This is a genomic window from Hymenobacter negativus (assembly GCF_016056375.1).
GTDB classification, from domain to species: Bacteria; Bacteroidota; Bacteroidia; order Cytophagales; family Hymenobacteraceae; genus Hymenobacter; species Hymenobacter negativus_A.
Genome location: NZ_JAEDAE010000005.1, coordinates 56340 through 80736, shown reverse-complemented (window position 1 = coordinate 80736; position 24397 = coordinate 56340). Strand labels below are relative to the sequence as shown.

12 protein-coding genes and 1 tRNA gene are annotated in these 24397 nt (G+C 64.5%); 5 read left to right on the top strand and 8 right to left on the bottom strand.

What is annotated here, in order from left to right; translation table 11 throughout:
- Window positions 1-29: 29 nt before the first annotated feature.
- Window positions 30-4097 (bottom strand): T9SS type A sorting domain-containing protein, encoded by a 4068-nt coding sequence (locus I7X13_RS12600; RefSeq protein WP_198075757.1) that lies wholly within the window; start codon window positions 4095-4097, stop codon window positions 30-32.
- A gap of 330 nt (window positions 4098-4427) precedes the next feature.
- A tRNA-Asp gene (locus I7X13_RS12595) sits at window positions 4428-4503 on the bottom strand.
- A 206-nt stretch (window positions 4504-4709) separates the two neighbouring features.
- Here I7X13_RS12595 and dinB point away from each other — a divergent pair.
- Window positions 4710-5789 carry a DNA polymerase IV gene (gene dinB, locus I7X13_RS12590; protein WP_198066389.1) on the top strand — a complete coding sequence of 360 codons (1080 nt, stop codon included), beginning with the start codon at window positions 4710-4712 and terminating at the stop codon, window positions 5787-5789.
- A gap of 160 nt (window positions 5790-5949) precedes the next feature.
- A complete protein-coding gene (locus I7X13_RS12585) occupies window positions 5950-8082 on the top strand; it encodes a carboxy terminal-processing peptidase (RefSeq protein ID WP_198075756.1) in 2133 nt (710 codons plus the stop codon).
- Window positions 8083-8163: 81 nt separating this feature from the next.
- On the opposite strand, the gene I7X13_RS12580 is transcribed toward I7X13_RS12585, so the two are convergent.
- Window positions 8164-8946: a DUF6252 family protein gene (locus tag I7X13_RS12580; protein WP_198075755.1), complete on the bottom strand. Its 783-nt coding sequence runs from the start codon at window positions 8944-8946 to the stop codon at window positions 8164-8166.
- A gap of 317 nt (window positions 8947-9263) precedes the next feature.
- Between I7X13_RS12580 and I7X13_RS12575 the strand changes: the two genes are divergently transcribed.
- Together I7X13_RS12575 and I7X13_RS12570 are read left to right on the top strand one after the other, a co-directional pair.
- A complete protein-coding gene (locus I7X13_RS12575) occupies window positions 9264-11495 on the top strand; it encodes a PAS domain-containing protein (RefSeq protein WP_198075754.1) in 2232 nt (743 codons plus the stop codon).
- 110 nt (window positions 11496-11605) lie between these two features.
- A complete protein-coding gene (locus I7X13_RS12570; protein WP_198075753.1) occupies window positions 11606-12262 on the top strand; it encodes an HAD family hydrolase in 657 nt (218 codons plus the stop codon).
- 109 nt (window positions 12263-12371) lie between these two features.
- Here I7X13_RS12570 and I7X13_RS12565 read toward each other — a convergent pair whose 3' ends face one another.
- The 5 genes from I7X13_RS12565 to I7X13_RS12545 form a co-directional block, all read right to left on the bottom strand.
- Complete coding sequence (locus I7X13_RS12565) at window positions 12372-12656, bottom strand: hypothetical protein (protein WP_198066384.1); 285 nt, start codon at window positions 12654-12656, stop codon at window positions 12372-12374.
- An 84-nt stretch (window positions 12657-12740) separates the two neighbouring features.
- Complete coding sequence (locus tag I7X13_RS12560) at window positions 12741-14585, bottom strand: CocE/NonD family hydrolase (protein ID WP_198075752.1); 1845 nt, start codon at window positions 14583-14585, stop codon at window positions 12741-12743.
- 206 nt (window positions 14586-14791) lie between these two features.
- Window positions 14792-18106 carry an AsmA family protein gene (locus tag I7X13_RS12555; RefSeq protein WP_198075751.1) on the bottom strand — a complete coding sequence of 1105 codons (3315 nt, stop codon included), beginning with the start codon at window positions 18104-18106 and terminating at the stop codon, window positions 14792-14794.
- A 108-nt stretch (window positions 18107-18214) separates the two neighbouring features.
- Window positions 18215-18925 carry a hypothetical protein gene (locus I7X13_RS12550; protein WP_198075750.1) on the bottom strand — a complete coding sequence of 237 codons (711 nt, stop codon included), beginning with the start codon at window positions 18923-18925 and terminating at the stop codon, window positions 18215-18217.
- 247 nt (window positions 18926-19172) lie between these two features.
- Complete coding sequence (locus I7X13_RS12545; RefSeq protein ID WP_198075749.1) at window positions 19173-20624, bottom strand: sensor histidine kinase; 1452 nt, start codon at window positions 20622-20624, stop codon at window positions 19173-19175.
- A gap of 208 nt (window positions 20625-20832) precedes the next feature.
- Here I7X13_RS12545 and I7X13_RS12540 point away from each other — a divergent pair, with 208 nt between their 5' ends.
- Window positions 20833-24372 (top strand): PAS domain S-box protein, encoded by a 3540-nt coding sequence (locus I7X13_RS12540; protein ID WP_198075748.1) that lies wholly within the window; start codon window positions 20833-20835, stop codon window positions 24370-24372.
- Window positions 24373-24397 lie beyond the last annotated feature (25 nt).

Below are 24397 nucleotides of genomic sequence, written 5' to 3'. Positions count from 1 at the left end.
GGTCAGACCAGGCCAGGCAGCTCTTTCCGCTATTGTTTCACAATTTTCAAATGCTGCACCTGGCTGGGCAGCGCAACGTGCAGCAGATACACGCCCGCGGGCAGCGCGCCCAGCTGAGTCAGCTCGAGGCGGGTGGTGCCGGCGGCCAGCTTCACCGCCTCCGAGTACACCACGCGGCCCATTGCATCGGTGATGGTGAGGGGCGCGAGGTCGTTCAGGGCGGGCCCGTTCACGGCCACCGTCAGGGTCGTAGCGAAGGGGCTGGGGTAGGCGGCCAGGGCGGCCGTGGGGGCAGCTTCGCCAAAGCTCACCACCTGCACCGGCGAGAAAGATTCCGTACCGTCGAGGTCGAGCTGGCGCAGGCGGTAGTAGCGCAGGCCGGCTTTGCCAGCTTCGGTGTCGAGGTACTGGTAGAACTGCGGAGCCGAGCTGTTGGCCAAGCCCGATTTCACGAAGGCCAGCTTGCGAAATTCCCGGCCATCGCCCGAAACCTGCACTTCGTAGCCGGCGCTGTTTTTCTCGGTGGCCGTCACCCAATTTAGCTCGGCATTAGCCTCGCGGCGGAAGGCCGTGAAGCTGGTCAACGTCACGGGCAGCGGGGCGGCCTGGTCGCTGGTGGTCAGCAGGCCCAGGCGGGTGAGCTGGGCAGAGGTAGTGACGGTGCGGGCTGCCTGGTCGACCGTGGCGGTGGCGAAGGTGGCGTAGCCGCTGTTGCTGGCCGTGCGCTGGCTGATGCGCTGGGCGGCCTCGCTGGCAATGGTGCCCAGCAGGGCCGGGTCGTAGCTGAGGGTGGGCTGGTAGGTGTAGCCAGTGCCGTCGCCATTCACGTCCGTGAAGGTGAAGTAGGCATTGGCAAACCGGGCACTGGCCACGTAGGGCGCGGGCGGGTTGGTGCCGGAGTAGTAGCGCGCCGTCACGAGGCTGGGCACCGTGCCGGTGCTGCCATACGTGAGGCTGGCCAGCACGCGGCCGCCCAGCGAAAACACCTGCGTGCCACCCAGCGCCGGGGCTGCCGAAGCCGTGAGGGCCGGCGGGGTCGAGGTCGGTGTGAAATCATCGGAGCCAATGTCGGTGCCGCCTGCGGCCACGGTGGTAGCCCGACCGGCGGTGCCGCTGCCAAAATCGGCCGTTTGGCCGGCCACCTGCACGCCGGTGCCGTTGGCGTACCAGGCTTCGGGGTTGGCGGGGTTGATGTCGAGGTTGCCGGTGGCAAGGTCCGTGAACAGGTTGGCCGCCGGTACGGCCGCGCTGGTGGTGCTCAGGCTGCTGGCGTCGCCGCCCGAGCCGGCGGGCTGGGCGGTTTTCCAGCTGGCAAAGCTCAGGGCCGTGCCACCCCAGTTGCCCACGGCAGTGGCGCTGGGCGAAATCAGCAGGTTGTAATCCGAAGTTGTGGCGCTCCAGCCGGTAGTGCTGGCCGTGCCGATGGCGTAGGCTGTGGCACCGCTGGCGGCCGTGCGGCCGTTGTATAACAGGTTGTTGCGGAGCTGCACGGTGGCCGGCGTGGTGGTGGCGCTGCGCCAGAAACCGTAGCTGCTGGCGGCTGCCGCGCCGGCCGGAGCCAGGTACACTGAGTTGTAATAGTAGCTGTTGCTGCCGGTGGTCGACAGGTCCTGAATCCCGAAGGAAAGCTGGGTGGCCGCGCCCGCCGCCAGGCTAATCTGGTTGTTGGCAAACGTGCCCGAATACGTGCCAATCACGGCCAGTCCGCGCACCTGGTCGGCATTGGCGCCGGTGCCGGCGCTGCTGCCGTACACGTTCCACACCCGGTTGCGCTCAATCACCGAGCCCGCCGCCGACGCCCCGCACTGCAAGCCCGTCACAGTATAAACCGTGCCGCCCGTGGGCGCGGCCGTGGCTGTGGTGCCCACGTTGCTGATGCGGTTGCCGCTGATGGTCACTGCGCCCATCACGCCCGAAGTTGCGCCCACGTAAATGCCGGCCGTGTTGGTGCTGGCGCCGCTGGTACCGTTCAGCACGGTGCTCACGGCGTTGCCGCTTACGATGGCCACCGCGCTGGTGCCGCCCACGTACATGCCACGCACGTTGGCATTAGCCGGGCCCGTGGCCTGTACCGTGGTTATCGTGTTGTTGCTAATGCTGTTCGAGCCGTTGGCCGAAATGCCGTACACCGTCTGGCCCGTGGAAGTGCCCGCGTAGGTGACGTTGGTGATGGTGTTGCCGGTCACGTCCGAGCCAGTTGCGGCCGTGTTCTGAATGCCATAGAGGTTGCCCGATGCGCCGCTCTGGCTCAGGCTACTCAGCGTATTAGTGCTGATAGCCACCACGCCGCTGCCCGTCGAGTTGATGCCGGCCAGCTGCGCGGCCGCCGTCAGGCTGCTGCTCAGGCCGCTAATCTGGTTTCCGCTGATGGTGCCGCTCCCGCTGCCGCTGGAATATATGCCAAACACAGCCGCGCCGCCGGTGGCCGCCGTCAGGCCGCTGATGGTATTGTTGGCCACTGCTACCGCGCCGCCGCCGTTCAGCCACACGCCCGCCAGCGCAATGTTGACGCCTGTGCCGCCGGTGGCATACGTCGAGCCACTAGCAAGGGTGCTCATCGTGTTGCCGCTGATGGTGGCCGCGCCGCTGCCGCTCACGTACACACCCGCCACGGGCGTGGCATTGGCAGTGTTCACCGTGTTGCTGGTCACAGTATTGGTCGTCGTCCCGTTGAAATTGCTGAACGTGTTGCCGCTGATGGTACTGGCCGAGCTGCTGCTCATGTTCACGCCCGCCAGCGTGCCACTCAGGCCGGTCGCGTTGGTTACGGTTGTGGTGATGCCAGCTACGGTGTTATTCTGCACCGTGGCTCCCACCGCATTGCCCAGGTCGAAGCCGTAGAACGTGCCGGCGTGTGTGATGCCCTGGCCCGCGCTGGTGCCCCCAATGGTGTTGGCCTGCAGCGTCACAATGTTGGCCGTGCCGTTGCGGGCGTGCACCCCGTACATGGTGCCCGTCGAAGCCGAGGCGAAGTTGCGAATCACGTTGCCCTGCACCGTCGTAACGGCCGCTCCGGCCGTGGCACTCAAATCCAAGTAAATTGGATACACAAAGCTCGCCACGGCCCCAATGGTGAAGGCCGTGCCGCCCGCGCCCGCCTGCGAGCCGCCGATGGCGTTGTTGCTCACCGTGTGGCCGGTGCCGCCCACCAGCACCACGCCATAGAACGCCGCGCTAAGGGTGCCGCTGGCGTAGTACAGTTGGTTATTACTCACGGTGTGGGTGCTGCCGCTGCCCAAGCGCAGAAAGCGCAGGTCTACACTTCGGCTCACGGTTTCGTACACGGTGTTGCCCTCGGCGGCCGTTGCGCCGCCTACCGTCCAGTTGTCGCCGCTGTTGGTGTTCACGTTCAGGCCAGTGGCCGTGAAGTTGTAGATGGTGCAACCCCGCACAGTGTTGTCGCTGTTGGTAGCCCCGGCCGTGCCCACCGAGTAGATGCCGTTGGCCGGCAGCACGGTGGTGCTGTTGTTGGCCGGCCGCACATCGCAGCTGGCCAGGGTGTTGAAGTCGTTGCCGGTGGTGCCGGTGGAGGTGCTGAAAAGCACCGTGCCACTGCTGGTACTAGTGTTGGCGCTTTCGATGATTAGGTTGCGCAGCGTGTTGTAGGTGGCATCGTTGCGCAGCAGCACGGCCGGCCCGGCCGCCGTGTTGCGCAGCGTGAGGGTGCGGGCGCTGGTGCTACCGTCGTACCCGCTGATGGTGAAATAATCCGTGCCGTTCAGGTCAATCAGCGCCGTGGTGTTGCTGCCCGAAATCACTGGGCTCACTCCGGCGGCGGGCACCAGGCTTACGCCCTGGCCTGTGCTGAGCGCGACAGCGGGCACCACCAGCGACGTAGCACCCAGCGGGTAAGCGGCATCGAGCAGGGTAAAGGTCACGCTGCTGTTGGCGGTCACGCCGTTGCCCAGGGCCGTCATGGCTGCCGGCAGGTCGGCGTAAGTGCGGGCCGGGTTGGGCGAGGTGCTGCTGCCCACGTAGTAAGTGCCGCTGAGCGTCTGGGCACCGGCCCCGGCGGCACTCAGCAGCAGTGCTGAAAGTAAGCTGAAACGACGGCCGGACTTTTTCCGACTGCATAGCAAAGAGTCGAGTTTTTGCATAAGGGGAATTCTCGTTAGGGAATAAGGTTCAGGAGGTAAAAAGAGCGGTTGGCTGGCCCGTTGGCAGCGCCGCCACCAAACGATTGCAGTCGCGCGCTGCAAACGTTTGGGGTATTACACCGAACCAGCCAAGTACCCTTACTAGCCTCCACAATAATTTTGGTAAAATCCCTTTCGGTCCGCGCCGCTGCCAACAATTTTTCCGGCAATCGAGGGGCTATGCTTGTCCCATCGGGCGGCCCGTTTCTACGTCCCCCTCACCATTCCTCGACTCCATTCGAAACTCCCGAACGCAAAAAATCCCGGCCGCTGCTGCGACCGGGACTGTTGCTGTAGAGAGAGGACTCGAACCTCTAATTTTACTAGCGAGATAGGCTAGCGCGTCTGCCAATTCCGCCACCCCACAAGGTTGATAATTCAAAACTACGTAAAAGAATTATCAATAAAAATATAATTATTTAGACTGTTTCATTGCTAATTTTTGAGAATCAGGCAAAATCGTAGTTCGGAAATAGCATTTCTAAAATACGAAACCCGCTATATGCGCTGGAAACAAAGAATCCGTCTTCCGCAGCCTGCCTTTTATCTTTGCCGGAATAAAAAGTAAACATAGTGACTGCCAGCTCCATTCGCAAAATCATCCATTTGGACATGGATGCATTTTATGCTTCGGTGGAGCAGCGCGACCACCCCGAGCTGCGCGGCCGGCCCGTGGCCGTGGGCGGCGCCCGCGAGCGCGGCGTGGTGGCGGCGGCCAGCTACGAGGCCCGGCAGTTTGGAGTGCGCTCGGCCATGCCGAGTGCTACGGCGCTGCGCAAATGCCCCGAACTGGTTTTTGTGCCGCCGCGCTTTGCGGTGTACAAAGAAGTGTCGCGCCAGATTCGGGCCATTTTTGCCGAATACACGCCGCTGATTGAGCCGGTGTCGCTGGATGAGGCCTACCTCGACGTGACGCACAACCTCAAGCAGCTGGACTCGGCCACGCAGATTGCGCGCGAAATCCGGGCCCGGATTCTGGCCGAAACCGGGCTCACGGCCTCGGCGGGCATTTCATATAATAAATTTCTGGCCAAGCTGGCCTCCGACTACCGCAAGCCCAACGGGCAGTTTGTGGTGCGGCCGGCGCAGGGCCTGGCCTTTGTGGAAGGGCTGGCCGTAGGCCAGTTCCACGGCGTGGGGCCGGTGACGGCGGCCCGCATGAACGAACTGGGCATCTTCACCGGGGCCGACTTGCGGGCGCAGCCGGTGGAATTTTTGCACCAGCACTTTGGCAAGGTGGGGCGCTACTACTACGCCATTGCGCGGGGCGAAGACGAGCGGCCCGTTGTGGCCGACCGCCTGCGCAAGTCCATGGGCTCGGAAACCACTTTCGCGCAGGATTTACGGGAGTTTTCGGACCTCATCGAAGCCCTGCAGCCGCTGCTGGAAGACGTGTGGGAATACTGCCAGCGCAGCGGCATCCGGGGGCGGACGGTGACGCTGAAGGTAAAATTCGGCGACTTCCAGCAGATTACGCGCAGCCGCAGCGGCGTGGGCCCGGTGCCGGGGCCGGAGGTGCTGGCCCGCATTTGCCGGGAGCTGGTGGAGGGGTTGTTTCCGCTGGAAAAGGGCGTGCGGCTGCTGGGCGTCACGCTTTCCAACCTGGATAATGAGCACGCCACGGCCGGCCGGCAGCTCACGTTGAGCTTCTAAGCGGCCACTTCGCAACCTTTGGCGGTTCTTTTTCGACTTTGGGAGCAATTAGTGGTGCGATTCTGGTTAAGGAAGCATCATCTTTACCCTTTCAGTCCGTCAGGGCGTAAGGGCCGGCCCCGGCCGCTGCCAATTTCCTTTCTTCACTAGACCTCTCCGCATGCAATTCCCCCGCTTTAAACTGGGATTATATTCCACTTCCGTGCTGGCCCTGCTGGGGCTGGCTTCCTACTCCGTGTACCAGGGCACGCCGCCGCGCGACCAGGTGGTGCTCGGCGTGATGATGCAGGGGCTGAACCAGCTCCACTACCAACCCGAGAAGATTGACGACCAGTTCTCGCAGCGCGTGTACGACTTGTACCTTAAGCGCATAGACGTGAACAAGCAGCTGCTGCTGGCCCCGGAAGTGGCCCGGCTCAGCCAGTTCAAAACGCAGATTGACGACCAGATGCGCGGCGGCACCCACGAGTTTCTGGACGCCACGAGCGCGCTGCTGGCCAAGCGCATGCCCGAGATTCAGGCCCTCTACCGTCAGATTCTGGCCCAGCCCTTTGACTTCTCGGTGCAGGAAAGCTGGGAAACCGACCCCGCCAAGGCCACCTACGCCGCCAACGCCGCCGAGCAGCGCGAGCAGTGGCGCAAGATGCTGAAGTACCAGACGCTGGCCCGCCTCTCAGAAATGATGGACGACGAGGCCAAGAAAAAAGACAAACCCCTGGCCGCCACCAAAGTTGGGGCCTCGCCGGCCACCACCACCGAGAAATCCCGCACTCCCGCCGAGATGGAGGCCGAAGCCCGCAAGCGCGTGCTGAAGTACTACGACGAGGTTTTTACCGACCAGCTGCAGATTGATAGCAACGACCGCCTGGCCGCCTTTGCCGAGGCCATTGCCAACAGCTACGACCCGCACACGGACTACCTGGCCCCCATTGCCCGCGAAAACTTCGACATTCAGATGTCGGGCCGGCTGGAGGGCACGGGTGCCCAGCTGCAGGAAGACGAAGGCAAGCTGAAGGTTATCGACATCGTGCCGGGCTCGGCCTCGTCGCGGCAGGGCGAATTGAAAGTAGGCGACATCATCCTGCGCGTGGGCCAGGGCGCGGCCGAGCCCGTGAGCGTGGAAGGCATGCGCCAGGACAAGGCCGTGAAGCTCATTCGCGGGCCCAAGGGCACGGAAGTGCGCCTCACGGTGCGCAAGCCCGACGGCTCGACGCAGGTCATCCCCATCATCCGCGACGTGGTGGTGATTGAGGAAACCTACGCCCAGTCGGCCCTCATCAAGCAGGGCGGGCGCACCTACGGCTATGTCAACCTGCCCGGCTTCTACGCCGACTTCAGCGGCAAGGGCGGGCGCAGCAGCGCGGCCGACGTGAAGGCTGAATTGGCCAAGCTCAGCAAGGAAAACGTGGCCGGCGTGGTGCTCGACCTGCGCTACAACGGCGGCGGCTCCTTGCGCGATGCCGTGGACATGGGCGGCCTCTTCGTGCCCACCGGCCCCATGGTGCAGGTGAAAACCAGCCGTGGCCCGGCCCAGCCCGTGGCCGATACCGACCCCACTGTGCAATACAGCGGCCCGCTGGTGGTGCTGGTGAACAAGTACAGCGCCTCAGCCTCCGAAATTCTGGCCGCCGCTATGCAGGACTACCACCGCGCCATCATCATGGGCAGCACTACCTACGGCAAGGGCACCGTGCAGCAGGTTTTCGACCTGGACAACGCCGTGAATGCGCAGGCCAACGCCCTCAAGCCGCTGGGCTCGCTTAAGCTCACCATCCAGAAATTTTACCGCGTGAGCGGGGGCTCGACCCAGTTCAAGGGCGTGACGCCCGACATTGTGGTGCCCGATGCACTGGCCTCCTACGCCAAGGGCGAGCAGGAATCGGAATACCCGCTGCCCTGGGACGAGATTGCGCCCGCCACGTATCAGCCCGCCAACACGCTGCCCGCCCTGGCCCCCCTCAAGGCCGCCAGCGCCGCCCGCGTGGCCGCTAGCCCCGGCTTCAAGCTCATCACCGAGGCCGCCCAGCGCGCCACTGCCCGCCAGAAGCAAACCGTGCTGTCGCTGAACCTGGCCGCCTACCGCACCCAGCAGGTAGAGGCCCGCGCCATCAATAAGCAGCAAACCGACGCCCAGAATGCCCTGGCCGTGCTCGACGTATCGGCCCTCGCGGCCGACGCCCGCCCGGCGTCCGACTCCGTGGCCGCCCGGCGCGTGGCTCGCTTCCTCAAGCCCCTGCGCAAAGACCCCGCCCTGGCCGAAGCCGTGGCCGTGATTGGCGACGAGCTGAAATAGGCTGGAAAGCAAGTGCCACGAAAAAGCCCCCGCTGCAACTCCGCAGCGGGGGCTTTTTTATAAACGGCTACGCAGAACCGACTAGTAGCTAACGTCGCTGAACGCGCCGCTGATGGTTTTGCTCCCCGAAGCGGCCGCTGCTCCGCCCGTGAAAGTGAAGGTGCCCGAAGCGTAACGGGGGTAGGGGGGGACATCGAAAACGGAGGTGATGGTGAGCGTTCCGCTGGCCGGGGCCGCGGGCGTGCTTACGCGGGAATCGTAGCTCACCAAATCGGCCCCGCTGAAAGTGGCGAAGGCCGCCGTGCTGTTCAGGGGGTAGGAGCCCACGGTCAGGTTGTAGGGCATTGAGAGGCGCAGCCGGTAGCTGTCGGGCGTGGCCCCGAGGGTGCCGTTGCTGAAAACCAGCTCAAAATTTCCGGAACTGGTAGATAATAGCATCAAATCGATGAGCGGGGGAGCCGCCGCGACGCCATCGACGGTAAACGAGGCCCTGGACTGCACCACCGTAACCGTGGGTACCACCGTGGTTTTGCCAGCCGTCACGGTCACGCTCAGCTCCCGGGGCGGCACGTAGCCGCGCTTCACGTTGAAATGTAAAATATAAGTGCCCGCCGGCACGGCATCGAACTGATAAGTGCCTTTGCTGTCGGGGGCAACACTGACAATGGTCTGGTGGGTGGTGTTATCAATCACCGAAACCCCCAGCAAGGCATCGGCTGGCTGCACGAGCCCGGTGATGGACGGCCCGATAGGTACTTCGGCGGTCGGGGAAGGCGTATCCTGGGCCTTTTTGGAACATGCACTGCCCAGCAGGCCGGCCCCTAGGGCCAGGCCCAGGGCGAAGAGGTGTAGACCGGTTTTCATAGCGCAGAAAGGATGAAGGACTTAAATGTAAGCAAGGGCTAACGAAAGATTTTGCGGGCGTGGTATGCACTGGCTGGCTTACTTTTCACACGCTCGGCAGCGCCCCTTGCTGTCCGGATTGAAATTCGCCTGCTTCGCGCCCCGCACCATCTTGTCAATACCAATTCTCGACAGGTATTGGCTGCGGATAGGCGGCGTGGCAGCATTTTTAGCGGGGCTCGAGCGGCGGGTTTGGTTTCTAATAGATAGCCAGTCCCGATGTTTGTAGAGTAGAACAAGCGCGTGCTGTGGGGCCGTGTTCTTCCCATCTGTAATTAATGCCTGATTCCGTTACTACTCTGCCGGCACTGCCCGCCGAAGTTCTTGCCCAGTTTCCGGCCGATGACCTGCTGGCGGGCATATTTGCTACGTCCATCACGGCGCTGGTGCTGCTGAAACCGGTGCTCGCGGCCGATGGCACCGTGACCGATTTCACCTTCGAGCTTCTCAGCGAGGCCGCGCAGCGCATGCTGCGCCTGCCTGCCCGGCCCACCCGGACCCACTCGCAACTGGTGCCCGGCACGTTGGCGCCGGGCGGCATTTTTGAGTTCTACTGCGAAGTACTGGCCTCGGGCCAGCCGGGCCACCGCGAATTCAACTACCAGCTCGACGGGTTCGATGATTATTACCGCCTGGCGGCCCGCCGCGTGGGAGCCGGGCTGCTGGTGAGCTTCACCGATACGTCCGACGAGGAGCGCACCCCCGTGGAGCAGGCCCTGCGCGAAAGCCAGGCCCGCGAGCAGGCCGCCCTGGCCCTAGCCGAGCTGGAGCGCACCCGCCTGGAGGAACTGCTCGCGCAGGCCCCCGTGGCCATCGGCCTGTTTGAGGGCCCCGAGCTGCGCATCACCGTGGCCAACGAGCGTATGGCCGCCCTCTGGGGCCGGCCCCTGGCCGAGGTGCTGGGGCGGCCCCTGCTCGAAGCCGTGCCCGAGCTGCGCGGGCAGGGATTTGATGAGCTGATGGAACAGGTGAGCCGCACCCTGGTGCCGGTGACCGGCACCGAAGCGCCGGCCGCGATGCTGCGCGCCGGCCAGATGCAAACCACCTACTACAACTTCGTGTACCAACCTCTCTTCGACGCGCACGGCACCTTGCGCGGCGTGCTCGATGTGGCCGTGGAAGTAACGGAGCAGGTGCTGGCCCGCCGCCTCATCGAGGAAAAAGAGCAGCAAGCCAACCAGCTCAACGAGGAGTTGGCCACTGCCAACGAGGAACTGCAAGCCGCCAACGAAGAAATCCTGGCCAATAACGACGAGCTGCACCGCACCCAGCAGGCCCTGCGCGAGCTCAACCAAGAGCTGGAAGCCCGCGTGGCCGACCGCACCCACGCCCTGAACCAGGCGCTGGTGGAAACCGAGCGGCAGCGCGAGCACCTGCGCCAGCAGCAGCACCGGCTGACGCAGGTGCTGAGCGAAGTGCCCGCCTCGGTGGCTACCCTGGAAGGCCCTGAGCACCGCTTCAGCTTCTTCAATGCCAACTACCAGGCCTTGGTGGGGGGGCGGGCCCGCCTGGGCGCCACGGTGGCCGAAGCCCTGCCCGAAATGGTGCCGCAGGGCTTCATTGAGTTGCTGAACGAGGTATTTGCCACGGGCCGGCCCTACGTAGGGGTCGAGTCGTCGGTGATGATTGACGATGCCCACACGGGCCAGTCTGCCCAGCGGTTCATCGATTTTGTGTATCAGCCCCTCACCAACGAGGCCGGCAAGCCGCACGGCATCCTCGCCTTCGTGGTCGATTCCACCGACAAGGTGCTCAGCCGCCTGCTGGTGGCCCAGGCCAACGACGGCCTCACCGTCGCCAACACCGCGCTGGATACCACCAACCGGCAGCTCACCCGCACCAACGCCGACCTCGATATGTTTGTGTACGCCGCCAGCCACGACCTACGTCAACCCATCAACAACTTGGTGGGCCTGTTTGGGGAGCTGGAGCGGTCCGTCACCTTCGCCGACCCCGCCGAGGGCGAGCTGCTGCTGCCCATGCTGCACCAGGCCCTGCACCAGCTCAGCACCACCGTCGACGACCTGGCGCTGGTGGGCCAGACGCAGCAAAACACGGGCCTGCCCACCGAGCCCGTTTCGCTGCCCGACCTGACCCAGGAAGTGCTGCAATCCCTGCAACCCCAGATGCAGGCCGCCCGCGCCCGCGTCACCGTCGATTTTGCGGCGGCCCCCACGGTGGTGTACTCGCGGGCCAACCTGCGCACCATTCTGGTCAACCTGCTTGGCAATTCGCTCAAGTACGCCGACCCCGCCCGGCCCTGCCGCGTGCACGTATCGGTGTGGAAGGATGCCGGCCGGCCCGTGCTGCTGGTGGAGGACAACGGATTGGGCTTTAACATGCACCGCCACCAGGACGAGCTGTTTCAACTTTTCCGCCGCTTCCACACCCACACCGAGGGCACGGGCGTGGGCCTCTACCTCATCAACCGCATTGTGCAGAGCAACGGCGGCCGCATCGAGGTAGAGAGCGAAGTGGGAGAGGGCACGTCGTTTCGGGTGTATCTGTAGGGGCGGGCCTTGTCCCCGCTCGGCGTTCGCGTCGTTTCAGTGATTCCGTTCTCCGACCAGGCGAGGGCAAGCCCCGTCCCTACATCCTATTAATATCCCCATAATTCCCCATGAAAGCCTTTATTTTCGACCTCAACGGCACCATGGTGCACGACATGGAATACCACACCCGCGCCTGGCAGCAACTCTTCAACGAGGACCTGGGCGGCAGCTTCAGCTGGGACGAGGTGAAGCCCCAGATGTACGGCAAAAACCGCGAAGTGCTGGTGCGCCTCTTCGGCCCCGACCGCTTCACGGACGAGGAAATGGACCGCGTTTCGCTTGAAAAGGAGCGGCGCTACCAGCGCGAGTTTCTGCCGCACCTGGCCCTGCTGCCGGGCCTGATGGAGCTGCTGGAACAGGCCCACCAGCGGGGCATTCCCATGGCCATCGGCTCGGCCGCCATCCCGTTCAATATTGATTTCGTGCTCGATAACCTTAACATTCGGCACTACTTCCAGGCCATCGTGAGCGCCGACGACGTGACCGTGAGCAAGCCCAACCCCGAAGTATTCCTGCGCTGCGCCGAGCTGCTGGGCGTGCCGCCCGCCGATTGCCTCGTGTTCGAGGACGTGCCCAAGGGGGCCGAGGCCGCCCAAAATGCCGGCATGAAAGCCGTGGTGCTCACCACCACGCACGAAGTGGCGGAGTTTGCTCACCTGCCCAACGTGCTGCACTTCGCGCCCGACTTTACCGACGCGTTTGTGCGCGGGTTGGTAGGGGCGTAGGTCAGGACAGAAAAAAGTCTGCCATCCTCAGTGCCGCGAAGGACCTTATTACGCTGGAATATTCTTGCGTGATAAGGTGCTTCGCGGCGCTCAGGATGGCAGATAAAGCCTACATCTTCGATTTCGACTTGCCCTTGGCGGCGCGCTTGGCCTCGCGGTGGGCCTGTTTCTCGGCATTGGTGCGGGTGCGGACAGGGGTGCCGGTGCCGGACGACAGCACGTCGCGGTTGTTGGCGATGTTGGAGCCGTCCATGGCCGTGCCCACGCGGGGCTGGTTGTTGGAGGGCGCGGTGGGGTTGGTGTTGTTGTCGGCCGGCGCGTTGCTGGCGGGCGTGGTTTGGGCGAAGGCGGCGGTGCTCAGGCCCAGCGAAAGCATCAGGGTGAGGAGTTTCATAAAGCGGGGGAAAGGATGAGGAATGCTTCTCCTACGTGCTACGGTCGGGCTGGGGTTGCGCGTCGCACGGATGACGAAACCCTTTTACGGCAGCACCGGCACCAGCATTGCCGAGGGGTGCCCGGCGTCGTGGTACAGCCGGATGGTGGCTTTCTGAAAATCCTTCGCATCGGCCGTGGCAATGGGCACGAAGGTCTGCGGGTTCCTATCCACGAGCGGGAACCAGGTGCTTTGCACCTGCACCATCAGCCGGTGGCCTTTGCGGAAAGTGTGGAGCACATCGGGCAGTTCGTATTTTAATTCGGTGGGCTGGTTGGGCTTGAAAGCCTCGGGCTTGGAAAAGCTGTTGCGGAAGCGCCCGCGCATCACCTCGGCGCGCACCAGGCGCTGGGTGCCATCGGGCTGCTCGTCGATGACTTTCACGATGAAGTCGGCGTCGGTGCCGGAGGTACTCACCCACAGGTCGGCGGTGAGGGGGCCGGCCAGGGTGAGGTCGTCGGGCAAGGCTTCGGTGTGGAAGGTGAGCACGTCGGCGCGCTTGGCGGCGAAGCGCTGGTCCTCAATCATGTACTCGTTGTTGCGCTCGCCGTGGGTGCCGTCGGTGTACGGCACAGGGTTAGCCGGGTCACTGAGGTATTCATTGGGCTTCTGGCCGGCGGTAGGGGCACTAAAGGCCAGGCTATTGGCCTGCTGGAAAAATAGCGTCCGGGCTTCGGCCTTGGGCGGCCAGGCCGGGTAGGTTTTCCACTCATTGGTGCCGGTGTTGAAGACCGTGGCTTCGGCCGGATTGAAGGTGCCTTTGTCTTTCAGGTAGAAATTGAAAAACGGCGTTTCCAGCGTCTCTCGGTAGGTCTGGGCGGTGTTAGAGCCGAAGCTGAGGGGGCCGAACTTGCTCCACTCGGGCCGGGCCCACGCGCCGTGGGTCCAGGGGCCCATCACGAGCCGGTTGGTGGCGCCGGGGTTCTGCTTTTCGATGGCCTTGTAGGTGTTGAGCGCGCCGTACAGGTCTTCGGCATCGAACCAGCCGCCCACCACCAGCACGGCCGGTTTCACGCCCGTAAGGGCGGTACGGATGTTGCGGCTTTGCCAGTAGGCGTCGTAGGTTTCGTGCTGCTGGTACTCGTTCCAGATGCGGGCGCGATTGTTGAAATACTGCGGGCCGTTGGCGTTTTTGATGGGCCCGAGGTCGAGGAAAAACTTGTAGGCGTCCTTCGTTTCAAACTTGAACAGCGGCTCATAAGTCGCCACCGGCTTGGGCCGGGGCACGTCGAAATAGTTGGTGAACTCAAAGTTGTCGAGCAGAAAAAACGCGCCCTTGTGTCGGGCATCGTCGCCGATAAACTCATCCGTGACCGGGGCCTGGGGCGACACCGCTTTCAGGGCCGGGTGGGCATTGGGCAGCGCCGCCGAAGCGTAGAAGCCGGGGTAACTGATGCCCATCATGCCCACGCGGCCGTTGTTGCCGGGCACGTTCTTCAGCAGCCACTCAATGGTGTCGTAGGTGTCGGTGCTTTCGTCGTGGGCCACGGATTTATTCCCTTTGGCTTGCGCGCCCAAGGCCGGGGTCATTTCCTCAAACTGGCCCTCGCTCATGTACCGCCCGCGCACATCCTGATACACGAAAATGTACTTCTCCTGCGACAGCTCCCGGCTGGGGCCGGGGCCGCGCAACCGGTATTTGCTTTCCCCATACGGCCCGGCCGAGTAGGGCGTGCGTGTCATCAGAAACGGGTAGGGCGAGGCCGGAGAGGCATCTTTCGGCACGTAGATGGTGGTGTAGAGCTTCACGCCGTCGCGCATGGTAATCTGGCGGTCGAGCTTGGTGTAGTTTGCCCTGACAAAGGCAGAATCCTGGGCGCGGGGCGAAGTTTGGGCCTGAGCGGCAGGCGTGGCAGCCAGCAGAAGGACGGCGAGGAGCAAGCGAGGCATGGTAATGGGCATATATGAGGAGCGGGGCAAAGAACGGTAAATACCGCTTGCTGGCGCGCGTCTGCGACGCGTGCCGACTGGTTGATTATGATATGGCAACGTAGGTAAGTTCTGTCGCAACTTGTTGGTGCCCGAGCCACAGGCTTGCCGCCAGCCGGCACGCGTCGCAGACGCGCGCCAGCAAGCCGGGGGCAGTCAGGCAAAACCTACCGCAGCATCCGCACGGTGGTATCGAGGCGCTGGGTGCGGAGGAAGCCACGGTACTGCTCCTGCAGGCGCGTCATGGCGTCGCGGTGCTCGTCGCGCTGAAACAGGCGGACCTTGTATTTCTCGCCGGGGGCCGTGCGGCGCAGGTTCACGTAGGTGAGCTTGCCGGAAGTGGATTTGCTCACCGTTTCGCCGTTCTGGATGCGCTCCACGCGCTTGTCGTTGTTGCCAAACAGGGCTTGCAGGGGCTTGAGGCCGATGAAGAGGTTGGTGGCCCCTTCCAGCCCGTAGTGGCCGCTCACTTCGAGGTTGCTCAAATTGCTGTTCAGGTGCAGGCCGGGAATGATAATCTGGCCCTGCGCCAGCACAAATTCGGCCCGCACGGGCTCGAAGTACAGGTGGCCGGTGCGCTCGGATTTCATGAATTTCAGCGCCTCCATCAGGGCTTCCACATTGATGAGTTCCAGGTCGCGGACGTCGGTTTTGAGGTAGCCGGCGGTTTGGAGCAAGCTGGGCAGGAACGTGGGGCCGAGGTCGGTGCGGATATCGGCCACGCCCCGCAGGCTGCCCTTGATATTGTCGCCGCCCAACATGTTAAGGCCCATGCTGGTGGCGGTGGCAAAAAGAGCGGGCAGCTCAATGTCTTCCAGGCGCACCTGCAGCTGCGTGGCGTGGTGGGCCCGGTTGGCGGTGCTGCGCATGTAGCCGCTCAGGCTGAGGTGCCCCTGCAAGCCATCAAACGAGCAGTTATCGAGCCGGGCCTCGCCGTCGAGCAGGTGCGACACCAGCCGGAACCGGCCGCCGCGCAGCGGGCCATAGTGCACATTATCGGCCTCCACGCGCAGCACGGCGCTCAGCACCCCGTTCGAAAACAGGGATTGGTTGCCAGGCAATAGCCGACGTTGGGCGCGCCGCTCGGCTCGGCGTTCGGCGCGGGCCAGGGTGCGGGCGGTCGGCACCGAGTCGGGGTGGGCGGTGAGGCTGGCGATGAGGCCGAGCAGACGCTGCACGTCGAGGTTGCCGTAGCGCAGGGTCAGGTCGGCATCGGCTGCGGTGAGGCGCAGGCCCTCTACCTGGGCCGTGCCCGAGGCTTCACCGTGCCCGCCTTCCGGCGTGAGAAAGCGCAGGTAGGGCATGCGCAGGGTGGGGCCGCTTTTTTCGAGTTGCAAGCTCACGCGGCGCATGGTTTCGTCCTCGGGCAGGTCCACGCGGTCGATGTCGAGGGTGAGCTGGCCGTTGGCCGACAGCAGCAGGTCGTGCAGGGCCGGGCTGGCGCCACCGTTGGCCTTGCGCCGCCGGGTGCGAACGACCTTAACCGCCTCGGGGGCGGGGCGGTTGAGGCGCGCCAGAAACTGTTGGTAGTTGATGGACGCAAAGTGCACGCCAACCCGGTATTGTACAGGAGCCACGCGGTTTTCGGGGTCGGTGGGCCACTGCACGTCGCCGCGCACGTCGCCGCCCCACACGCGGCCGGCCAGGTGCTCAAGCCGCACGCGCTGGCCGTCGTGGTGAATGGTCACGGCCAGGTTGCTGAGCGTATCGGTGGCCAGCAGCAGGCGCTGGCAGCGCAGGCTCACATCAAGCAGCAGGCCCGGCGGAATGAGGGCGCTGCCCAGGGTGGCGGCCAGCTGGGCCTTGTCGCGGGGCGTGCGAGTACGGTTGGGTTTGGGCAGGCTGGTGGGCGCAAAGCCCTCGTCGCCGGTGCGGGGCACGGGCTGCATGAGGGTGCGCAGCTGGGGCACCCGCAACTCATCCACCGCAAACTGGCCGCTGATGCTGGCCGTGGCCAGCTGCCCATTGAGGTAGCCCAGCAAATCAACCGTAGTAGCCGAAGCTTTAAAGCGCATTTCATTGAGCACGCCGGAGGCATTGGCCAGGTGCCAGAGGCTGTCGCGCAGGCCCACCTGCACATCCAGGCCCGAGATGTCGGCCCCGCGAGCCGGCAGCACCAGCGAGGCCCGGTGCAGCGTGACGGTGCCGCGCAGCGACATGGGCCGTTGCGGCCGTTTAGGCGCGGGGCGGTCGGCGCGGGGCGGGAGCAAGCCGCGCAGGTGCACGTCGATATCGGCGGTGCCGCCCCGCGCCTGCCAGCGGTTGGAGGCCAGCAGGGCGGCCAGCTCGGTGAGCTCGGTGCGGCCCCGGAAGTGGCCGTTGAGGAAGGGACGGCGGAAGTTCTGAAGCGTGAGGGCTACGTCGAGCTGGCCGGCGGCCGAATACACCCGGCAGCGGCGCAGTGTGAGCACCGTGGAGCGGATGTTTTGCTGCGGCCCATTGTCATACGTGCCCACCAGGTCCCAGCGCCGGATGTGGCGGGCGGGCTCGGGCCATTGCAGGCTGGCCCCGCGCAGCCCAAAGGTGAGCACGTTGCGCGGCGTCACCTTCGGCCCGCTAAGGCCCGTGATGGTGTAGTGAATGTGGGCTTTGCTGGGGCTGGTGGTGCCGGCCAGGTAGGGCTCCAGGCGCGGCGGCAGGGCGGCGTGCAGCACGTCCACGAGGGGTTGGTTGCCCACAAAGCGCAGCGCCATCATGGTGCCGGCGGGCTGGTCGGCGGCCACGGTGTGGGTGCCGCTCACCCGAATGGTGTCGCCGTTGAGGGTGGCGCGGGTGCGGTATATCAGGCCCTGGCGGTTCTCGAACGAGTATTTATAGTTCACCCAGGCCGTCACGGGCTCGCGCTCGAACAGCGTGCCGGCGCGGGTGCGCAGGTAGCTCAATTCGCCCTCCAGGGTGCCGGCCACGCGCAGCACGCCGCCCCGCAGCCGTCCCTGCAGCCGCGCCTGCCGCACCTGCACCCCAAAGGCCCCGCGCGAGTACCCGTTGTGCGAGCTGAAGCGGAAGTTGTTCACCACCAGCTCGTCCAGCTTCAGGTTGATTTTGGGGACGTTGCCGGTGCCCTTGCGGCGCTTACCGCGCAGGCCCCAGGCGCGGCCCAGCGAGTCGACCCGCTCCTGAAAATTCACATCATCTATTTCGACCCGCGCCACTTCCACCCGGCCGCGCAGCAAGCTCAGCAGCTCAACTCGCAAATCGACCCGGCCGATGCTGAGCACCGGCACCGATTTCTGAAACGAAGTATCCGTGAGGGCCAGGTGCTGGATGGAGGCCGTGAGATGCGGAAAGTCGCGCCAGGGCGACATTTCGACCCGAAACGGCGCCAGTACCAGCTCCGAATTCTGCGTTAAACCCTTGCGCACTTTCTGGGCCACCAGGCGGCGGCCGTAGTCACTTCCCAGTATCCAGACGGCTACTACTGCACCCAGCACGGCTAGCAGCAGCACCAGTGCCAATACTCGTCGCAGGGTGAAAAATCTCATAGAATGCCGGGGGCGCAGCAGGGCTGCCGCGAGCTAAGGAGCCAATGTAGGCCAGCATACGCGAAAGTTGCTTCCGTGTATGCTGGCCCGGCCCGAAAGGGGAGAAGCTTATTCTTCGGACGTTACCACAGCGTCGGCGTGGGTGGTGGCTTCGTAAGTGTCGGCGTATTTGAAATCTTCCAGCCAGTAGGCCGAGCTCACCACGTCGAAGGTGATGGAATTTTCGGTTTTTTCCGTCGTGGTCAGCTGCCAGAGCATAGCTTTGGCCTCCTCAAATTTATCGCCTTCCACCTGCGGCGAAAACAGTCGGTTAATCAGCGCATTATCGGGCAGGCCGGGTGCTAGCAGGCGCATCAGCGGCGCGGCCGGCTCATTGTCGAATACTGCTAAATCGGCGGGGTTTTCGGCGGTGCATTTCACCTGAAATTCCACGGCTTTGGTGGCCGGGAAGGTGCCGTTGAAGGCATCGTGCAGCAGCTGAGTGGCTTGGTAGAAGCCCTTATGTAGCGGCAGCTCGGGGTTTTCTTCCCAGAGCTTTTCGGTGAGCATCTGGTGGGCCAGGTTTTCAACCTGCCCGGCCGTCAGCTCCTCGGGGTACAAGTAGCCCAGCACCACCTCGGCCGCCTCGCGCGGCTCCAAATCGGTGAAAGCCATGAGGCACATTTCCTTTAGCTCGGCTTCGCTGATGGCGTCCGGGTTGACGTAGTTCATCTTCACCAGCAGCGCCTTGTAGTCAGCGTTTTGCCAGGTATTGGGCAATTCGGTGAGAGTGGCAAAGGTGAGGCGCTCAACGGTAAATTTGGGGGCGGGGGGCAGCATATAATTCGAGGATAAAAGGCAGTACGAAGCCGCCGGTACGGTTGTGTTTACGCACGGTGGCGGCAAACAACCGAGACTTAGCCCAATGTTCTGACACCCAGCCATCACGGTCAGGTATTGCAATTCTGATTAACGCACTGCTTCTTGCGGCTGCAAATGCGGAAGCCTACTACGGGCCAGATACCGCCCTATTTCCAGTGCGTTCTTATGCCGGCCAGGAGGTGTCTAATACTTTTTTTGTACTTGGTTAAACTGCCACCGGCAGCGTAAACAGGAACCGGCTGCCCGCGGCCGGCTGGCTTTCTACCCACAGCTGCCCGCCCTGCGCCCCGATAAACTCGCGTGAGATGCTGAGCCCCAGCCCCGAGCTGCCGTGCCCGCCCTGGCCCGGCACGCCCGCAAAGCGCTGAAAAATACGTTTGTGGAACTCGGCCGGAATGCCGGGGCCACGGTCTTCCACGCTCACGCGCACCATCTCGCCCCACTGCATGGCCCGGATGATGAGCGGGGCTTCCGCGGGCGAATACCGAATGGCATTGGAAAGCAGGTTGATGAGCACCCAGGTGGTTTTTTCCACATCGCCGTGCACTTCGGGCAGGGCTTCGGGCAGCTGCAGGTCGAGCTGAATCTGCTTGTCGTGCAGCTGCGGGTGCACCGTTTGGGTGGCGTAGCGGATGACGTCGGCCAGGTGCATGGGCTGCACGTTGAGCTTGATGCCCGCGCCCGCGTCGAGGCGCGACACTTCGATGAGCTGGCCCACCATGTTGAGCAGGCGCTGGGTTTCCTCGCCGATGCCAGTGGCCAGGGTCTGTCGCTCGGCGTCGGTGGTGCGGGCGTTCTGCAACAGCATCAGGCTGAGCTTGATGCTGGCCAGGGGCGTCTTCAGCTCGTGCGATATGGTGGCCAGAAAAGTCGACTTCACCTCGTCGAGCTTCTTGAAATCGGACACGTTGCGCAGGCAGAAAATGTGGCCGCCCGCCACCGTTTTGCCCCCCGGCCCGGCCGCCAGCTCAATGGGGCTGATGCTGAGCTGGTAGTGCGGCGCATCGCCTTTGTGCGGAAACGTGAACACGGGGTCGGGCACGGCGTCGCCGGCTAGGTTGGCTTCGGCCAGGGGCACCAGCAGGTCGCGCATCAGCTCGTTGGTGGCGGCCACGGCGGCGGCGGGCTGGCCCAGCAGCCGGGGTTGGGGCAGGCCCAGCAGGTCGCAGGCCACGGGGTTGGCCAGCACGATGGTGCCATGCTCGTCGAGCAGCAGCAGGCCCTCATCGAGGCTGCGCACGAGGCTTTCCATGCGGTTGCGCTCCGTAAACAGCTCGGCCAGGGTGGCGCGGCGCTCGTCCTGGGCCTGGCTTAGCACCAGGTTTACGGCGGCGGCCACGGTGCCCACTTCGTCGCGCTTGCCCACGGCCACGCGGGTGGCCGGGCCGGGGCCGGCCACCCGCTCCATGTCGGCGGTGAGGCGGTGCAGCGGGCGCACCACGATGCGCGGCAGCCGCACCATCATGGTGACGCCCACGGCCGTGCCGGCTGCCAAAAACGCCAGCACGGCAAAGCGCGCCGTGTTGAAATCGGCCTGCTCGATGCCGTGCGCCCCGTTTTCGAGGAAGCGAATGGTGAGGAAGGTGTAGCCGCCCAGCCCCAGCAGGAGCACCAGCAGCAGGAAAACGCTGAGGCGGATTTTGAGTTTGAGGGACATGACGAAGCAAAGTAAGCGGACGGGGTAAAGTCCTTCGCTATGCTCAGGGTGGCATGTGGTTAAAAACCGAATGAATGTAGTCCCGGCCGGGCCGGAATCGGGCGGCGGCGCTTGTTTGCCGGGAGCTCGGCCGTATCTTGGGCTGCCGCCCCCACGGCCGCTGCTACCAATAGCGGCCGTGGTCTTTTGCCACCTTTCCCCGCCGGCCATGCCTGCTGCACCCCAATCCGATGCCGACTGGGCCGCGCTAGTGGCCGCCGAGCGTGCCCGCCGCGAGCAGGCCGAAGCGGCCCTGGCCGTTGCCCAGGCCCAGGCCGCTACCCTCGAAGCGCAATTGGCCGCCGCCGCGGTTGGTGCCCAGCGCTATTACACGCAGCTCACGGCCCTGGTGCAGCACCTGCCGGCGGGTCTGGTGCTGGTTGACCACGCGGGCCAGATTCAGTTTGTCAATCAGCAGTTTTGGGACCTGTTTGGCCTGCCGCCGGTAGCCGGGCCGCTGGAGGCTGAACCACCGATTCCGTATTCGGCGGTTTACATCGATAACCGATTTGCCGACCCGGCTGCTTTCACGGCCCGGGCCCACGCCTTGAACGCGGCGGGGCAAACTGCTCTGCACGAGGTGTTCCGGCTGGCCGACGGGCGGATGGTTGAGCTTGACTACCTGGTGCTGGATACCGTGGGGGCCGGCCGCCTGATTTGCTACCGCGACGTGACTGAGCGCCACCAGCGCGACGCCGAGATTCGGACGCTCTCCTTCATTCCGCAACAAACCCCAAACCCCATCCTGCGCCTGACTGCCGCCGGCGAAGTGATTTATGCCAACCCGGCCGCCCAGCCCCTGTTGCAAGCCCTGGCCGCCGACGCGCAAGGCCACTTGCCGCAGCGCCTGTACGCGCTGGTGCAGGCGGCTTTGTGCGTGCCCGAGCACCAGCAGCAGGAATTGCCGGTGGACGGGCAGCACTACCTGTGCACCGCCGTGGCCGGGCCCGACGAGGAAACTGTCACGCTGTACCTCACCAACATCACGGCGCGGCAACTGGCCGAGCGGCAGCTGGCCGAGCAGCGCACCTTCTACGAAAGCATTCTGGAGCAGGTGCCCACGGCCGTGGCCGTGTTCGATACCCTGCACCGCTACCTGTTTGTCAACCCGGTGGTGGAGCCCGACCCGGCCCTTCGCGCCTGGATGCTGGGCCAGACCAGCGAGGCCGCCAGCAAATACCGCGGGCGGCCCGCCGCCATCATCGAGCAGCGCACCGCCGCGTTTGCCAAAGCCCTGCACACCTGGGCCGAGGTGACCTGGGAGGAAACCTACCCCGGCCCGCAGTACTTGCTGCGGAGCTACCGGCCCGTGCAGGGGCACGACGGCACGCCGCTGGTCATTGCCTCGGGCACCGACATCACGGCCAGCAAGCAGGCCGAACAGGAAATAGCCCGCCAGCAGGAATTCTACGAGTCCATCCTGAACCTGCTGCCCGTGGATGTGGCGGTTTTTGATGCGGAGCACCGCTTCCTGTTCGTCAACCCGTCGTCGATTTCGGACCCGGCGGTGCGCCGGCAAATCGTCGGCCTCACCAACGACGAGTATTTTGCGTTGCGCCGGCAGCGGCACCCCACCGGCGTGGACCAGCAGCGCAACCAGTACTTCGACCTGGCCGTGCGCACTGGCCAGGACGTGACCTGGGAGGAGATGCGCACCGGGCCCAACCGGCGCCCGCAGCTGATGCTGCGCCACCTGCGGCCCGTGTTCGGGGCCGATGGCGCCCTGCGCCTGGTAGTGGGCTCGGGCATCGACATCACGGCCCGCTACCAGGCCGAAAAGCTGCAGCAGGAAGTGCAAACCATGCTGCAGGAGCAGCAGGATTTTATCCGGCAGATTGTGGATACGCTTCCCAACGTGATTTACCTGGTGAGCGCCGAGGGCGGGGTTTCGTTTTCTAACAGAGCCTACAACAACGCAGTGCTGCACGCCCGGCATCAGCAGCCCGGCGTGGATGACCCCACGGTGCTGAAGGAGCGGGACCAGGTGCGCGGCCTCAACCAGCGGGTGCAGGATACCCGGCAGGCGCTGACCGTGGACCTGCCCTTCACCCAGATTTCGGGCGAAATCCTGTATTTTCAGGTGCACAAGCGGCCCATGCTTCGGGCCGATGGTCAGGTCGACGTCCTCACTATCAGCACCGACATCACGGCTGTGAAGCAAGCCCGCAACGAGCTGGAACGCCGCGAAAAGCAGTACCACGACCTGGTGCACTACTCGCAGGCCCTGATTTGTACCCACGACCTCAGCGGCAAGCTGCTCTCCGTGAACCCGGCCATTGAGCATTTGATGGGCGTGCCCGCGGCGCAGCTGGTGGGCCGCGACCTTCGCGAGGTGCTGCCGCCCGAGCACCAGGCCACCGTGCAGGCCTATCTGAACGGCGACGAGGCCAGCCTGCCGCAGCCCCGCGTGATAAGCATCCGCACCCGGGCTGGCGAGCGGCGCTACCTCAACTACTACACCTATAAAGTAACCGAGGAAGGCTACCCGCCCTACGTGGTGGCCTCGGGCTACGACGTGACGCCCGGCGTGCTGGCCCAGCGCGCCCTGGAGCACGCCAAGCAGGAAGCCGAAGAAAACGCCCGCGCCAAGGAGGCCTTTCTGGCCCGCATGAGCCACGAAATCCGCACGCCGCTCAATGGCATGCTGGGCATGGCGGCCCTGCTGCACAAAACCGCCCTCACAGCGCCGCAGCTCGACTACCTGGGGGCCATGCAGGAGGCCGGGCAGCACCTGTTGGCGCTGGTGAACGATGTGCTGGACATGGCCAAAATCACGACTCACCACTTAGAGCTCAACTACGGCCCCTTCGATGTGGCCGTGGCCATGCAGGGGGCCGGCCAGATGGTGGCTACCCTGGCGGCGCAAAAAGGCCTCGCTCTGCACGTTGAGCCGCCCCGCACCGCCGTGCCCCGCGTGGTGGGCGATGCCTACCGACTGCATCAGGTGCTGCTCAACCTGCTGTCGAACGCCATCAAATTCACCGAGCAGGGCCACGTCCGGCTGGGGGCCGAGGTGCGGCGCGACACGCCGCAGGAGCTCGTGCTGCGCTTCTGGGTGGAAGATACCGGCATCGGCATTGCTCCCGAGGAACAGGCCCACATCTTCGATGCCTTCAGCCAGGCCAGCGCCGAAACCAGCCTGCGTTTCGGCGGTACGGGGCTGGGGCTGGCCATCAGCCAGCAACTGGTGGAGCAGATGGGCGGCACCCTGCGCCTGAGCAGCGCGCCTGATGCGGGCACCACGTTCTCGTTTCAGCTGGCGCTGCCCCGCGCTCCGGAGCCGGGCGTGCTGCTGGCCCCCGCGCCGTCCGATGCCTCCTACGAAGCCCTGCGCGGCCTGCGCGTGCTGCTGGCCGAAGACAACCTTGTGAACCAGCGCATTGCCATTGTGGTGCTCGAATACTGGGGCGTGCAGGTGCAGGCCGTGGGCAATGGCCTCGATGCCCTGGCCGCACTGCAGGCCCAGTCGTTCGACGCGGCCCTGCTCGACATCCGGATGCCGGGCCTGAGCGGGGTAGAGGTCACCCAGGCCATTCGCCGCCACCCCGATGCAGCCCGCGCTAACCTACCCATCATCGCCCTCACCGCCAATGCCTTCGCCGCCGACCGCGCCGCCTACCTGGCCGCCGGCATGAATGCCTGCCTCACCAAGCCCTACGAGGAAACTGCTCTTTGCCAGCTCCTGCTGGACTTGACCAACGCCAACTGAACGTAACCCTAACGTGACAGTATAG

What these genes read in the sequence shown, in the direction of transcription:
- I7X13_RS12600 (WP_198075757.1), bottom strand. Translation starts at nt 4,097, where the DNA reads ATGCAAAAACTCGACTCTTTGCTATGCAGTCGGAAAAAGTCCGGCCGT.
- I7X13_RS12565 (WP_198066384.1), bottom strand. Translation starts at nt 12,656, where the DNA reads ATGAAACTCCTCACCCTGATGCTTTCGCTGGGCCTGAGCACCGCCGCC.
- I7X13_RS12575 (WP_198075754.1), top strand. Translation starts at nt 9,264, where the DNA reads ATGCCTGATTCCGTTACTACTCTGCCGGCACTGCCCGCCGAAGTTCTT.
- I7X13_RS12550 (WP_198075750.1), bottom strand. Translation starts at nt 18,925, where the DNA reads ATGCTGCCCCCCGCCCCCAAATTTACCGTTGAGCGCCTCACCTTTGCC.
- I7X13_RS12545 (WP_198075749.1), bottom strand. Translation starts at nt 20,624, where the DNA reads ATGTCCCTCAAACTCAAAATCCGCCTCAGCGTTTTCCTGCTGCTGGTG.
- I7X13_RS12560 (WP_198075752.1), bottom strand. Translation starts at nt 14,585, where the DNA reads ATGCCTCGCTTGCTCCTCGCCGTCCTTCTGCTGGCTGCCACGCCTGCC.
- I7X13_RS12540 (WP_198075748.1), top strand. Translation starts at nt 20,833, where the DNA reads ATGCCTGCTGCACCCCAATCCGATGCCGACTGGGCCGCGCTAGTGGCC.
- I7X13_RS12580 (WP_198075755.1), bottom strand. Translation starts at nt 8,946, where the DNA reads ATGAAAACCGGTCTACACCTCTTCGCCCTGGGCCTGGCCCTAGGGGCC.
- I7X13_RS12585 (WP_198075756.1), top strand. Translation starts at nt 5,950, where the DNA reads ATGCAATTCCCCCGCTTTAAACTGGGATTATATTCCACTTCCGTGCTG.
- I7X13_RS12555 (WP_198075751.1), bottom strand. Translation starts at nt 18,106, where the DNA reads ATGAGATTTTTCACCCTGCGACGAGTATTGGCACTGGTGCTGCTGCTA.
- I7X13_RS12570 (WP_198075753.1), top strand. Translation starts at nt 11,606, where the DNA reads ATGAAAGCCTTTATTTTCGACCTCAACGGCACCATGGTGCACGACATG.